Origin of the sequence: Microbacterium sp. KSW4-4, assembly GCF_023091185.1 — a bacterium.
Taxonomy (GTDB): Bacteria; Actinomycetota; Actinomycetes; order Actinomycetales; family Microbacteriaceae; genus Microbacterium; species Microbacterium paraoxydans.
Genome location: NZ_JAHWXJ010000002.1, coordinates 418,083 through 430,364, shown reverse-complemented (window position 1 = coordinate 430,364; position 12,282 = coordinate 418,083). Strand labels below are relative to the sequence as shown.

Genomic DNA, 12,282 nt, shown 5'->3' with positions numbered 1-12,282 from the left:
GCCGGCCCGTAGCCCGCGAATTCTCCGGAGTTGTGAACGCGGCGTACCCTTGTCCGGTGCCCGAAGCCACCCTCTCCCCTGCCCTCGCCCGCGCCGAATCCCTGATCCGCAGCATCCCGGACTACCCGGAGCCCGGCATCATCTTCCGCGACATCACGCCGCTCCTCGCCGACGCCGAGGCCCTCCGCGTGACGACCGAGGCGATCATCGAGCCCTTCGCGGGGCAGTTCGACGTGGTGGCCGGCATCGAGGCGCGGGGCTTCATTCTCGCCGGGGCCGCCGCCATCGCCGCGGGCGTTGGGCTGATCCCGATCCGCAAGGCCGGCAAGCTCCCCCGCCCCGCCGCCTCCGTCGACTACGCCCTCGAGTACGGCACGGCGACCATCGAGATGCACGACGACCTGCCCGTGGGCTCCCGCGTCCTCCTCATCGACGACGTGCTCGCCACCGGGGGCACCCTGGCCGCCGGTCGGCAGCTCGTGGAGCGTCTCGGCAGCCACGTCGCCGGCATCTCGGTGCTCTTCGAGATCGACGGCCTCGGCGGCCGCGACACGGTCGGCGACCTCCACACCGTCTTCCACTCCTGACCCGAGACCCCGGTTTCTCGCCGACACCCCGGGATAGCGGCGCGCGCAGGACGGGGTGTGGGCGAGTGCCCGGGGTCTCAGCGGAGCATCGACGAGCGGTAGACTGAACCCGCCCGTCCGCCCGCGACTCTTGGAGCCGTCATGCCCACCATCGTCGTCGACGTCATGCCCAAGCCCGAACTGCTCGACCCGCAGGGGAAGGCCGTCTCCGGCGCCTTCGCCCGCCTGGGCGTCGAGGGCTTCACCGACGTCCGCATCGGCAAGCGCTTCGAGCTCACGGTCGAGGGCGAGGTCACCGACGAGGTCCTCGCCGAGGCCCGCCGCATCGCCGACGAGGTCCTGTCGAACGCCGTGATCGAGGACGTCGTGGGCGTCGAGGTGGCGGAGTGACCGTCCGCATCGGCGTCGTCACCTTCCCCGGCTCGCTGGACGACGTCGACGCGCAGCGCGCCGTCCGCATCGCGGGAGCCGAGCCGGTCGCCCTGTGGCACGGCTCGCACGACCTCGAGGGTGTCGACGCCCTCGTCCTCCCCGGCGGGTTCAGCTACGGCGACTACCTCCGCGCCGGAGCCATCGCGGCCCTCTCGCCCATCATGAACGAGGTCAAGGACGCCGCCGCGAAGGGCATGCCCGTCCTCGGCATCTGCAACGGCTTCCAGATGCTCGTCGAGGCGCACCTGCTGCCCGGCGGACTGATCCGCAACAACCACCAGCACTTCGTGCGCCGCGACCAGAAGCTCACGGTCGAGAACTCCGACACCGCCTGGACCAACGCCTTCCGCACCGGCCAGGAGATCGTGATCCCGCTGAAGAACGCGGACGGCGGCTACATCGCCGACGAGCAGACGCTCGACCGCATCGAGGGCGAGGGTCTCGTGGCGTTCCGCTACGCCGGCGTGAACCCGAACGGCTCGCTGCGCGACATCGCAGGGCTGACGAATGAGGCGGGCAACGTCGTGGGGCTCATGCCGCACCCCGAGCACGCCACGGAGCCCGGATTCGGTCCGGACACCGCTGTCGCGATGCGCAGCGGCGTGGACGGCCTCGACTTCTTCACGAGCGCGATCGCCGCCGTCGCCCGCGTCGCCGCCTGACACCTCCCTCGACCCACCCCTCTGCGCGCCTCCCACCCCGTTTTGGGCGCGCGGAACGGGCCGGGGCGACCGTAAGGGGCCGGGTCGATAGGCGAGGTCAGGGGAGACGGAACGGGTTGTCGCCCACGGCCGCGAGCAGGTACCAGGCCGTCGTGCCGGTGTGCAGGCTCGCGTAGTAGAGGTCGCCGAAGCCGGAGTCGAGTCCGTCCGTCGAGGTCGCCACGATGCCCTTGCCGTCGCCGTTGGGTGCGTCGCGCTGCACCAGCCGGATGCCGGCCAGCAGCTCCTCCACGCGCTCCTGGTCGCCGGCGGCTCCTCGCTCCTGCAGCGCGAGGGCGAGGTGCCCGCTGCCCTCGAACCAGACCTTCGACACGTCCGGGTCGCTGATCGACGGACCGCGGTACGGACCGTCCTGGGCTACGAGGTGCGCGAGCGTCCAGTCCACGGCCGAGCCGTATCGGGCGTCCCCGGTGCCGAGCAGGCTCCACGTCTGCGCGTCGAGCGGGATGGGACGGGTGTTGATCGTGCTGCCGTCGAGCAGCGTCCCGGTGTCCACGTGCCCATCGGCGCTCTGCATCGCCGCGACGAATCCGGCCGCCACCGCCGCGCGCTCCGCCCACACCCCGTCGTCCGTGAGCTGGGCGAGCTGCGTGAAGAACCCCGCGATGTCGCTGTTGTGCTCGGTGGACTTCCACTCCAGCGGCACCCCGGCATCGGTCTGCCCGCCGGTGTAACCGTAGGGTGCCCGCGTCATGTCGGCGGTGTTGTCCTGGATCCACTCCGCGATGCGCACCGCGCCGTCGAGATACCGTGCCTCCCCCGTGGCGTGGAAGAGGCGGGCGAGCGCCATGCCCACCCAGGCCTGATTGCCGGTGAAGGTGCCGGGCCCGGTGATCTCCATCCGGCCCTGACGGATGCCGTGCGGCTCGTACGAGGTGCGGACGCGGCCGTCGCCGATGGGGTCGTTCTCCTGCACGAAGAGGAGGGTGTCCGCGACGGCCCGCGCGCGGCGCAGGTCGTCCGGCAGGCCGCGGGCCGTGTAGGCGATCACGACGAGGGCGTCGTCGTACACGAAGGAGGGGGTGAAGTCCCACGACGGCGTGGTGAAGAACCCGCCCTCGTAGCTGCGCGGCAGGCAGCGGCCCTCGCCGTCGCAGAACTCGTCGACCCGCGCGTCGAGGAACTCGTACGCGAGCGCGACCGAAGCCGCGGGGTCGTTCACCGGGTCGGCCGGGGGCTGCGCGCGGGCACCGAACGCGTCGGACACGGCGGGGGCGGCGCCGACGAGCACGGCGCCGACGACGAGCGCGGCGACGACCGCCCAGGGCGCGGATCGGCGGGCGGAAGCGGACATCACGACCTCTCGACGGCAGGACCCCCGGGGGACATGCCGCGAGCGACACGGGGGGATGCTCGTCACCCTGTCATGACAAGAGGCACCAGGGGAAGTGTCTTTCGGCCACATGCGCGTGTACCAAAGCGACCGGATGCGTGCAAGGCGTTTGCCGCACCCGGAGCACCGCGCGCACGATGGTCATCCCGTCCCCGACCTCCCGGAAAGGACACCCCATGTCCCGCGACCAGTACACCTTCACCAACCCGGTCGAGCTCTACGCCGACATCCAGCCGCAGAAGCAGCACATGCGCGAGCCCGGTCTCGACGCCGACCTCACTCCGAAGGCCGACCTCGGCGAGGAGTCGTACCGCGGCACCGGACGGCTGACCGGGCGCAAGGCACTCATCACCGGCGGCGACTCGGGCATCGGCGCGGCCACCGCGATCGCGTTCGCCCGCGAGGGCGCCGATGTCGCGATCTCCTACCTCCCGGAAGAGGAGGAGGACGCGAGCCGCATCGCCGGCATCCTCCGCGAGGCGGGAGCGACCGTCGCCACGATCCCCGGCGACCTGCGCGACCCGGAGTACTGCCGCACCCTGGTGGCCGAGGCCGTCGCGGCACTCGGCGGACTCGACATCCTCGTCAACAACGGCGGCAAGCAGGTCTTCCAGGAGTCCCTCACCGATGTGACCGACGAGCAGTTCGACGACACGTTCAAGACCAACGTGTACGCGATGTTCTGGATCACGAAGGCCGCCCTGCCGCACCTCCCCGCAGGGTCGACGATCATCAACACGACGTCGATCCAGGCCTACTCGCCATCGGACATCCTCGTCGACTACGCCTCGACGAAGTCGACCATCAACGCGTTCACGAAGGGCCTCGCCCAGCAGCTCGCGCCGAAGGGCATCCGCGTGAACGCCGTGGCTCCGGGACCGATCTGGACCCCGCTGCAGCCGAGCGACGGGCAGCCGCAGGAGAAGATCGCGCAGTTCGGCCAGGACACTCCGCTCGGCCGGATGGGTCAGCCCGCCGAACTCGCCCCCGCCTACGTCTTCCTCGCCTCCCCGGAGTCGAGCTACGTGCTCGGCGAGACCCTGAACGTCAACGGCGGCATGCCCACCCCCTGACCCTCATCCCCTCGTCCCCCGTCGACCCACCCCCTTCCGTTCCTCCCGGCCCGTTCCGGTCGTCCGCAAGGGGGTGGGTCGGACGGAAAGGGGTGGGTCGGCGCAGAGGGCGAGAGAGGGCGCCGAACCGTTTCGATACCTGTGGTGGCGGGACTGTAAGCGTTTGCAGTAGCCTGATCGCATGGCACAGCTCGAACAGATCGCAGCCCCCGGTTCCGAGTGGTGGCGCAGCGCCGTCATCTACCAGATCTACCCCCGCTCCTTCGCGGACGCGTCGGGCGACGGCATCGGCGACCTGCCGGGCATCACGAGCCGCCTCGACGCCCTGCAGGAGCTCGGCGTCGACGCGATCTGGCTCAGCCCGTTCATGACGAGCCCGCAGCGCGACGCCGGCTACGACGTGGCCGACTACCGCGACGTCGACCCGTTGTTCGGCACGCTGGCCGACTTCGACGAGATGCTGGCATCCGCCCACGCCCGCGGCATCCGGGTGATCGTCGACCTCGTCCCCAACCACTCCTCCGACCAGCACCCGTGGTTCCAGGAGGCGCTCAAGGCGGCGCCCGGCAGCCCGGAGCGCGCGCGCTACATCTTCCGCGACGGCCGCGGCGAGAACGGCGAGCTGCCCCCGAACAACTGGGAGTCGGTGTTCGGCGGCGGCATGTGGCAGCGCGTCACGGAGGCCGACGGCACCCCCGGCCAGTGGTACCTGCACATCTTCGACGCGACGCAGCCGGACTTCGACTGGAACAACGAGGAGGTGCAGGAGGAGTTCCGCTCGATCCTGCGCTTCTGGCTCGACCGCGGCGTCGACGGCTTCCGGGTCGACGTCGCCCACGGCATGATCAAGACCGAAGGGCTGCCTGATTACACGCCGCCGACCGACGCCGACTCCATGGGCGGCGGCGAGTCGAACGTGCCGTACTGGGGTCAGGACGGCGTGCACGAGATCTACCGGGACTGGCACAAGGTGCTCGCCGAGTACGACGGCGACCGCGCCCTGTGCGGCGAGGCCTGGATGCCGACACTGAAGGAGACCGCGCTCTGGGTGCGTCCGGACGAGATGCACCAGACCTTCAACTTCCCGTACCTGATGACGGCGTGGGACGCGAAGGCGCTCGGCGACGTGATCCGCGAGTCGCTGGACGCGTTCGGCGCGGTCGGCGCCCCCAGCACCTGGGTGCTGTCCAACCACGACGTCGTCCGGCACGCCACGCGCCTGGCCCTCACGATCGACAACCCGCAGGGCGAGGGCATCGGCCCGAACACCCCGGACAAGCCCGACACCGCCATCGGCCTCGCCCGCGCCCGCGCCGCCACCACGCTGATGCTCGCGCTGCCCGGCTCGGCCTACCTGTACCAGGGCGAGGAGCTCGGGCTGCCCGAGGCCATGGAGATCCCGGACGAGTACCGTCAGGACCCGACGTGGTTCCGCACGAACGGCGAGCGCTACGGCCGCGACGGCTGCCGCGTGCCGCTGCCGTGGGAGGCGGAGGCTCCCGCCTTCGGCTTCAACGACACCGGCCTCTCGTGGCTCCCGCAGCCCGCGGACTGGGCGGCCTACGCCCGGGACGTCGAGGAGGTCGACCCGGCGTCGACCCTGGCCCTGTACAAGCGTCTGCTCGCCGGCCGTCGCGAGTTCGGATTCGGCACCGGGTCGCTGGTGTGGGAGGACGCCGGTCCCGATGCCGTCGCCTTCCGTCGCGGCGAGGTGCACGTGCTGGCGAATCTCGGCACGGCTCCGCTCGACCTCCCGGAGGGCGCGGTCGTCCTGCTCCGCAGCCAGCCGTTCGACGGCCCCGAGGTCCCCGTCGACACCGCCGTCTGGTACACCAAGGCCTGACACCCGCTGCGCCCGTGGCGCGCTCCACCCGGGGCGTGTCACGGGCGTCTCCGATCCGAAGGACAGACGATGGCGAGCATCGACGAGGTCGCCCGGCTCGCCGGCGTCTCCACCGCGACGGTCTCCCGCGCGCTGAGCGGCCGCGGGCACGTGTCCGAGTCGGCGCGCGAGCGCGTGCAGGCGGCTGCCGCCTCCCTCGGGTACGTCGTGTCCTCCCGCGCCTCGAGCCTCGCGTCGGGGCGCACGCGCAACATCGGGGTCGTCGTGCCGTTCCTCGACCGCTGGTTCTTTAGCACCGTGCTGTCGGGGGTGTCCGCCGCGCTCATGCGCGCCGGCTACGACATCACGCTCTACAACATCACCGCCGACAAGGACGTGCGCCGCCACGTCTTCGACACGTTCCTGCGCCGCCAGCGCGTGGACGCCGTGATCGCCGTGTCCATCGAGCTGGACGAGGACGAGACCCAGCAGCTCCTCGACCTCGGGCTCCCCGTGATCGCGATCGGGGGCCCGAACCCGAAGCTCGACACCCTCACGGTCGACGACGTCGCCGTGGCCCAGCTCGCGACGGAGCACCTGCTCGGGCTCGGGCACACGGAGATCGCCCACATCGGCGCGAACCCCGAGTTCGACATCGACTTCCACATCCCCACGAACCGTCGGCTCGGCTTCGAGCGGGCGCTGGCCGCGGCCGGCATCCCCCTGAACCCCGCGTTCCTGGAGCCGGCGGACTTCACGGTCGAGGGCGGCTATCGCGCCGCGAAGCAGCTGCTCGGACGCCCGGGGCCTCGCCCCACCGCGGTGTTCGCCGCCTCGGACGAGATGGCGATCGGAGCGCTCCTCGCCGCCCGCGACCTCGGCTTCGCGGTGCCGGGCGATCTGTCCATCGTGGGCATCGACGGCCATGAGCTCGGCGAGTTCTTCCGCCTCACCACGGTCGACCAGTTCCCGCTCGGGCAGGGCGAACGGGCGGCCGATGCGGTCCTCGCGAAGCTCACCGACCCGGAAGCCGTGCGCCCGCCCGCCGCCCTTCCGTACGAGCTCAACGTCCGCGGCACGACCTCCCGGCTCGTCTGAGCCGGGCGGCGTTCACAACTCAGGAGTACGGCGCGCGGAGACCGCGGTTCCGGCCCTGACGGGCGTAGGTGCGCCGGTTCTCCTGAGTTGTGAACGCGTCGAGCTCAGGAGCCTACGGTCGCGTCCCGCCAGGTGCGGTAGCCGCCGTCGAGATTGCGCACCTCGCGCCCGTGCTGCCGCAGCAGCCGGGTGGCGATGTGCCCCCGCAGGCCGACCTGGCAGTGCACCACGAGGGGGCCGTCCGGCAGTTCGTCGAGACGGTCGCGCAACTCGTCCAGCGGGATGTTCCTGGCGCCGGGGATGGCGCCGTTCGCATGCTCGGCCGCGGCGCGGACGTCGATGAGGGTCGATCCCGCCTGCAGGGCGTCGTCGAGCTCGTGCCACTGGACGGTCGGCGTGGTGCCGTTGCGGGTGTTCTCGGCCACATAGCCGAGGATGTTCACGGCGTCCTTCGCGGAGCCGAACTGCGGAGCGTACGCGAGCTCCAGGTGCGCGAGACCGGAGGCGGTGACGCCCGCCTGCAGCGCCGTCGCGATGACGTCGATCCGCTTGTCCACGCCGTCACGACCCACGATCTGCGCCCCGAGGATGCGGTCGGTGGCGGGGTCGGCGAGGAGCTTCATCGACAGGGTCTCCGCGCCCGGGTAGTAGCCGGCGTGCGATGCCGGGTGCACGTGCACGGCGAAGAAGTCGCGGCCCGCGGCACGGAGCTGCTTCTCGCTCCATCCGGTCTTCGCGGCGGCGAGGCCGAACACCTGCACGATGCCGGTGCCGAGGGCGGGGCGCGCCGATGCCTCCCGACCCGCGATGACGTCGGCCACCATGCGGCCGTGGCGGTTGGCGAGACCGGCCATGGTCACCAGCGCCGCACCGCCGCCGATGAGGTCGGCCTTCTCGACGCCGTCGCCGACCGCGAAGACGTCCGGGGCACTGGTGCGGCAGGCCTCGTCGACCGCGATGCCGCCGGTCTCGCCAAGACGGATCCCGGCGGCGCGGGCGAGTCCGACCTCGGGCACGACCCCGGAGGCATCGACGAGGAACTCCGCAGGGAGGGTGGCACCGTCGCTCAGGGTCACGGAATCCGCGGCCGTGGCCACGACCTCGACGCCGAGTCGCACGTCAACTCCGCGGCGCCGGACCTCGGCCGCCAGGGGGGCGGCCATCTCCGGATCCAGCGGGGCGAGCAGCTGGGCACCGCGTTGCACCAGGGTGACCGCGGCGCCTCGGGCGACGAGGTTCTCCACGGCTTCGAGCCCCGTGTATCCGCCGCCCACCACGACCACCGGCAGCCCGGGGCGGAGGGCGGCGTCGATCGCATCGGCATCGGCCACGGTCCGCAGGCTCCGCGCGGGGAGGGCTCCGGTCGGCTCGTCGCCGCGGGGCCGGGCACCGGTGGCGAGCACGAGGCGGTCGTACGGGTGGGTGCTCCGGTGGCCGCTGTCGAGATCGATGACCTCGACCCTCTTGCGCTCGGTGTCGATGCCGACGACGTCGTGACGGACGCGGACGTCGAGCCGGAAGCGGCGGTGCAGCGACTCCGGGGTCTGCAGCAGGAGGGCGTCGCGCTCCTCGATCACGCCACCCACGTAGTAGGGCAGGCCGCAGTTGGCGTAGGAGACCTCGGGCCCGCGCTCGAAGACGACGATCTGCGCGGACTCATCGAGCCGCCGGAGCCGGGTCGCCGCCGACATGCCGCCGGCGACGCCACCGACGATGACGACGCGGAGCGGCGCGCTCATCGGCCGAACAACCGGGACAGGAGACCGCCCTTGGCCTCGTCCTTCGGGTGGCCCGTGCACCAGTCCGACGCCGGCACGGTGCGGCGGACGGCATCGACGTGCTGGCCGCACCCCGCCCAGGTGGTCTTCCCGCAGGTACGGCAACGGACTGCTCGACACATGTGTTCTCTCCTCACTCGATACCCCGGTGGGTATGCAGACACTATACCCCCGGGGGTATAGTGGAGCGCACAGCCGGCCTTCAGGGAGTGACCATGACCACCGTCGACACCGACACGCAGCGCAAGATCGCCAACCGCCTCAAGCGCGCACAGGGACAGCTCGGCGCCGTGATCACCGCGGTCGAGAGCGGCGGCGACTGCCGGGCTGTCGTCACGCAGCTGGCCGCCGTGACCTCCGCGTTGGACAAGGCCGGGTTCCAGATCATCGCCTCCGCCATGAAGACCTGCCTGGAGGACCCCGCGCAGGACGACGCCGTCCCGCTCCCCGACCTGGAGAAGCTCTTCCTCACCCTCGCCTGAACGCGACCCGGCCCCTTGCGGCCACCCCGGCCCGTTGCGGACGATCGCAACGGGCCGGGGCGCACGCAAGGGGCCGGGTCGGCGAGGGTGGGGTGGGATCAGGGGACGAGGAGACCCGCGGTTGCGGTGCGCGCCGTCTCGAAGCGGCGCTGCACGTCGGGCCAGTTCACGAGGTTCCAGAACGCCTTGACGTAGTCCGCCCGCACGTTGAGGTAGTCGAGGTAGTAGGCGTGCTCCCACACGTCGAGCTGCAGCAGCGGGACGACGCCGAGCGGCGCGTTGCCCTGCTGGTCGAAGAGCTGGAAGATCACCGGGCGTGCGCCCACCGAGTCCCAGGCGAGCACGGCCCAGCCGGAGCCCTGCACGCCGAGGGCCGTCGCGGTGAAGTGCGCGCGGAAGCCGTCGATCGACCCGAACGAGTCCGCGAGGGCCGCCGAGAGCTCGCCCTCCGGAGCCCCGCCGCCCTCGGGCGAGAGGTTCTGCCAGAACACGGAGTGGTTGATGTGGCCGCCGAGGTTGAACGCGAGGTCCTTCTCGAGCTTGTTGACGGCTCCGAGGTCGCCGCTGTCGCGGGCCGCCGCGAGCTGCTCCAGCGCCGTGTTCGCGCCGGTCACGTAGGCCTGGTGGTGCTTGGAGTGGTGCAGCTCCATGATCTTGCCGGAGATGTGCGGCTCCAGCGCCGAGTAGTCGTAGGGCAGCTCGGGGAGCGTGTACGGAGTGGACATGGTGGTTCCTTTCGTGACGGGGTCAGAGGGCGGTGTCGTGGGACAGGGCGTGGAATCGGCGGTCGATGTAGACGAGCGGGCGGGCGGGGCGGCCGGTGAGCACCTCGAGCACCTCGGCGATCACCACGGTCGACGAGCCGACGGGCACGGTCTGGATCGCCCGGCAGCGCAGGGCCACACGGGCCTCGGCCAGGTGCGGCTCGCCGGTCGGCAGCGTCGTCCAGCCCTGCTCGGGCGTGAAGCGCTCGGAACCGCTCACCGCGAAGCTCTGGGCGAGCGCGGAGTGCTCGTCGTCGATGAGGTGCACGACGAAGGTCTCGGCGCCGAGGATGGCCCCGGCGCTTCCGGTCGCCCTGGTCACCGAGAACACGATCGCCGCCGGGTCGACCGCGACCGACGACACGCTCGACGCCGTGAGGCCGACGGGGCCGTCCGGACCCTGCGCCGTGATGATGGCGACACCGGCGGGATGGGTGCGGAACGCCGCCTTGAGTCCCTCCCCGACCGGCGTGGGCACCGGAGCGGCGGGGTGCGGGGTGGTGTGCGGGTCGGGGGTCATCGGGTGCTCTCCTCGAGAGGGATGGGGGTGGGGGTCGCGTGGGCGCGCATGGCCGCGCGGTCGACGAGCTTCGTGCGCTCCCGACCGCGGACGGCTCCGGCGCGGCGCTCGGCCTCGTCGATGCGCAACCAACCCTCCCAGTCCACCACGCCGGGGAGGTCCAGGGGCGGGTCGCGGTCGATGCGGGCGGACGGCGTCGCGGCGAGGTCCTCCACGAGATGCTGCACGGTCTGCGCGGCGTCGGACTTGGTCGAGCCGATGAGCCCGATCGGCCCGCGCTTGATCCAGCCGGTCGCGTAGAGGCCCGGGACGGGCGTGCCGTCGGCATCCAGCACCCGTCCCTCCGCGTTCGGAACGATGCCCCGCGCCGCGTCGAACGGCACGCCGGGCACGGGCGAGGAGAGGTAGCCGATCGCGCGGTAGACGGCGCCGACCTCGTACCGCACGAGCTCGCCGGTGCCGATCATGCGGCCGAGCGGATCGGAGGCCGTGCGCTCGAACTCGATGCCCTCCACACGGTCCGTGCCGAGGACGCGGACGGGTCGATGCCGGAAGTGCAGGTGGATGCGCCGGGAGGCTTCGGTGGACGGACGCTGCGCCCATTCCGTGAGGGTGCGCACGATGATGCGGCGCTGCGAGAACTGCTCCAGCATGCGGGCGGCGTGGTCGTCGAGCTCGAGGTCGGCGGGATCGACGATCACCTCCACGTCGTGCTGCTCCCCGAGCTCACGCAGCTCCAGGGCCGAGAAGCGCACATCGGCGGGGCCGCGACGGGCGAAGAGGTGCACGTCGCGGACCCGGCTCGCGGCGAGCGCGTCGAGGATGTGATCGGGGGTGTCGGTCGACTCCAGCGCCGCGGCGTGCTTCGCGAGGATGCGCGTGACGTCGAGGGCGACGTTGCCCGCGCCGATCACGGCCACGGACTCCGCCTCCAGGCCCCAGCCCCGCGCGACGTCGGGGTGCGCGTCGTACCAGGCCACGAAATCCGCGGCGCCGAACGATCCGGGAAGCTCCGCTCCCGGCACGTCGAACGTCACGTCGCGGTCGGCTCCGGTCGCGATCACGACGCCGTCGTACGCCCGGCGGAGCTCGTCGACCGTCACATCGACGCCGACCTCGACGTTGCCGCGCAGCCGGATGCCGGGCTGGAGGAGCACGTCGTGCAGCGCATCGATGATCTTGCGGATGCGCGGGTGGTCGGGGGCGACGCCGTAGCGGACGAGCCCGTACGGAGCGGGGAGCTTCTCGTACAGGTCGATGGCCGCCTCCGGCACCTGCGCCCGGAGGAGGTCGGCGGCGTAGATGCCTGCGGGTCCCGCGCCGACGATCGCGATGCGCGGGGTCACTCGTGCACCTCCTGCGGCGGGAGCGCGGCGATGAGGGGGTGGTCGTGCCGGATGAGTCCGGTGCGGGCGGCGCCGCCGGGCGAGCCGATCTCGTCGAAGAACTCGACGTTGGCCTTGTAGTAGTCCTGCCACTCGTCTGGGAGGTCGTCCTCGTAGTAGATCGCCTCGACGGGGCACACCGGCTCGCACGCTCCGCAGTCCACGCACTCATCCGGGTGGATGTAGAGCGACCGCTCCCCCTCATAGATGCAGTCGACGGGGCATTCGTCGATGCAGGCTTTGTCCTTGAGGTCGACGCATGGCAGTGCGATCACGTACGTCATCG

The 12,282-nt window shown here is 71.6% G+C and carries 13 protein-coding genes; 7 read left to right on the top strand and 6 right to left on the bottom strand.

Annotated features, from left to right (window positions below; translation table 11 throughout):
• Positions 1 to 56 precede the first annotated feature (56 nt).
• The 3 genes from KZC57_RS11670 (at position 57) to purQ (ending at position 1,681) form a co-directional block, all read left to right on the top strand.
• Positions 57 to 587, top strand: coding sequence for an adenine phosphoribosyltransferase (locus KZC57_RS11670; protein WP_105949140.1), 531 nt, complete (start codon positions 57 to 59; stop codon positions 585 to 587).
• 141 nt (positions 588 to 728) lie between these two features.
• Positions 729 to 977, top strand: a complete 249-nt coding sequence (gene purS, locus KZC57_RS11665) for a phosphoribosylformylglycinamidine synthase subunit PurS (protein WP_025103985.1) — start codon at positions 729 to 731, stop codon at positions 975 to 977.
• A complete protein-coding gene (gene purQ / locus KZC57_RS11660) occupies positions 974 to 1,681 on the top strand; it encodes a phosphoribosylformylglycinamidine synthase subunit PurQ (protein ID WP_060922862.1) in 708 nt (235 codons plus the stop codon). The genes purS and purQ overlap by 4 nt, the downstream gene beginning before the upstream one ends.
• Positions 1,682 to 1,778: 97 nt before the next feature.
• On the opposite strand, the gene KZC57_RS11655 is transcribed toward purQ, so the two are convergent.
• Positions 1,779 to 3,035, bottom strand: coding sequence for a hypothetical protein (locus KZC57_RS11655; RefSeq protein ID WP_247641827.1), 1,257 nt, complete (start codon positions 3,033 to 3,035; stop codon positions 1,779 to 1,781).
• Positions 3,036 to 3,250: 215 nt separating this feature from the next.
• Here KZC57_RS11655 and KZC57_RS11650 point away from each other — a divergent pair, with 215 nt between their 5' ends.
• The 3 genes from KZC57_RS11650 (at position 3,251) to KZC57_RS11640 (ending at position 7,067) form a co-directional block, all read left to right on the top strand.
• Positions 3,251 to 4,147: an SDR family oxidoreductase gene (locus KZC57_RS11650; RefSeq protein ID WP_060923499.1), complete on the top strand. Its 897-nt coding sequence runs from the start codon at positions 3,251 to 3,253 to the stop codon at positions 4,145 to 4,147.
• 181 nt (positions 4,148 to 4,328) lie between these two features.
• Entirely contained in the window at positions 4,329 to 5,990 is a 1,662-nt protein-coding gene (locus KZC57_RS11645) for a glycoside hydrolase family 13 protein (RefSeq protein WP_144881464.1), read from the top strand.
• Positions 5,991 to 6,059: 69 nt separating this feature from the next.
• Entirely contained in the window at positions 6,060 to 7,067 is a 1,008-nt protein-coding gene (locus KZC57_RS11640) for a LacI family DNA-binding transcriptional regulator (protein WP_217582834.1), read from the top strand.
• Between the two features lie 104 nt (positions 7,068 to 7,171).
• Here the strand turns inward: KZC57_RS11640 and KZC57_RS11635 are convergent, their stop codons facing one another.
• A complete protein-coding gene (locus tag KZC57_RS11635) occupies positions 7,172 to 8,806 on the bottom strand; it encodes an FAD-dependent oxidoreductase (protein WP_247641826.1) in 1,635 nt (544 codons plus the stop codon).
• Between the two features lie 254 nt (positions 8,807 to 9,060).
• Between KZC57_RS11635 and KZC57_RS11630 the strand changes: the two genes are divergently transcribed.
• Positions 9,061 to 9,327 (top strand): metal-sensitive transcriptional regulator, encoded by a 267-nt coding sequence (locus tag KZC57_RS11630; RefSeq protein WP_105949134.1) that lies wholly within the window; start codon positions 9,061 to 9,063, stop codon positions 9,325 to 9,327.
• A gap of 98 nt (positions 9,328 to 9,425) precedes the next feature.
• Here the strand turns inward: KZC57_RS11630 and KZC57_RS11625 are convergent, their stop codons facing one another.
• From KZC57_RS11625 to fdxA, 4 genes are read right to left on the bottom strand one after another with little or no spacing between them, the layout of a single operon-like run.
• Positions 9,426 to 10,052 carry a superoxide dismutase gene (locus tag KZC57_RS11625; protein WP_060923577.1) on the bottom strand — a complete coding sequence of 209 codons (627 nt, stop codon included), beginning with the start codon at positions 10,050 to 10,052 and terminating at the stop codon, positions 9,426 to 9,428.
• Between the two features lie 22 nt (positions 10,053 to 10,074).
• Positions 10,075 to 10,611 (bottom strand): flavin reductase family protein, encoded by a 537-nt coding sequence (locus KZC57_RS11620; RefSeq protein WP_174521465.1) that lies wholly within the window; start codon positions 10,609 to 10,611, stop codon positions 10,075 to 10,077.
• A complete protein-coding gene (locus tag KZC57_RS11615; RefSeq protein ID WP_247641825.1) occupies positions 10,608 to 11,957 on the bottom strand; it encodes an FAD-dependent oxidoreductase in 1,350 nt (449 codons plus the stop codon). Before KZC57_RS11615 ends, KZC57_RS11620 begins: the two co-directional genes overlap by 4 nt.
• Positions 11,954 to 12,280, bottom strand: coding sequence for a ferredoxin (fdxA, locus tag KZC57_RS11610; protein WP_025103996.1), 327 nt, complete (start codon positions 12,278 to 12,280; stop codon positions 11,954 to 11,956). The genes KZC57_RS11615 and fdxA overlap by 4 nt, the downstream gene beginning before the upstream one ends.
• Positions 12,281 to 12,282 lie beyond the last annotated feature (2 nt).

What these genes read in the sequence shown, in the direction of transcription:
- purS (WP_025103985.1), top strand. Translation starts at nt 729, where the DNA reads ATGCCCACCATCGTCGTCGACGTCATGCCCAAGCCCGAACTGCTCGAC.
- KZC57_RS11655 (WP_247641827.1), bottom strand. Translation starts at nt 3,035, where the DNA reads ATGTCCGCTTCCGCCCGCCGATCCGCGCCCTGGGCGGTCGTCGCCGCG.
- KZC57_RS11650 (WP_060923499.1), top strand. Translation starts at nt 3,251, where the DNA reads ATGTCCCGCGACCAGTACACCTTCACCAACCCGGTCGAGCTCTACGCC.
- KZC57_RS11645 (WP_144881464.1), top strand. Translation starts at nt 4,329, where the DNA reads ATGGCACAGCTCGAACAGATCGCAGCCCCCGGTTCCGAGTGGTGGCGC.
- KZC57_RS11640 (WP_217582834.1), top strand. Translation starts at nt 6,060, where the DNA reads ATGGCGAGCATCGACGAGGTCGCCCGGCTCGCCGGCGTCTCCACCGCG.
- KZC57_RS11635 (WP_247641826.1), bottom strand. Translation starts at nt 8,806, where the DNA reads ATGAGCGCGCCGCTCCGCGTCGTCATCGTCGGTGGCGTCGCCGGCGGC.
- KZC57_RS11630 (WP_105949134.1), top strand. Translation starts at nt 9,061, where the DNA reads ATGACCACCGTCGACACCGACACGCAGCGCAAGATCGCCAACCGCCTC.
- KZC57_RS11625 (WP_060923577.1), bottom strand. Translation starts at nt 10,052, where the DNA reads ATGTCCACTCCGTACACGCTCCCCGAGCTGCCCTACGACTACTCGGCG.
- KZC57_RS11620 (WP_174521465.1), bottom strand. Translation starts at nt 10,611, where the DNA reads ATGACCCCCGACCCGCACACCACCCCGCACCCCGCCGCTCCGGTGCCC.
- fdxA (WP_025103996.1), bottom strand. Translation starts at nt 12,280, where the DNA reads ATGACGTACGTGATCGCACTGCCATGCGTCGACCTCAAGGACAAAGCC.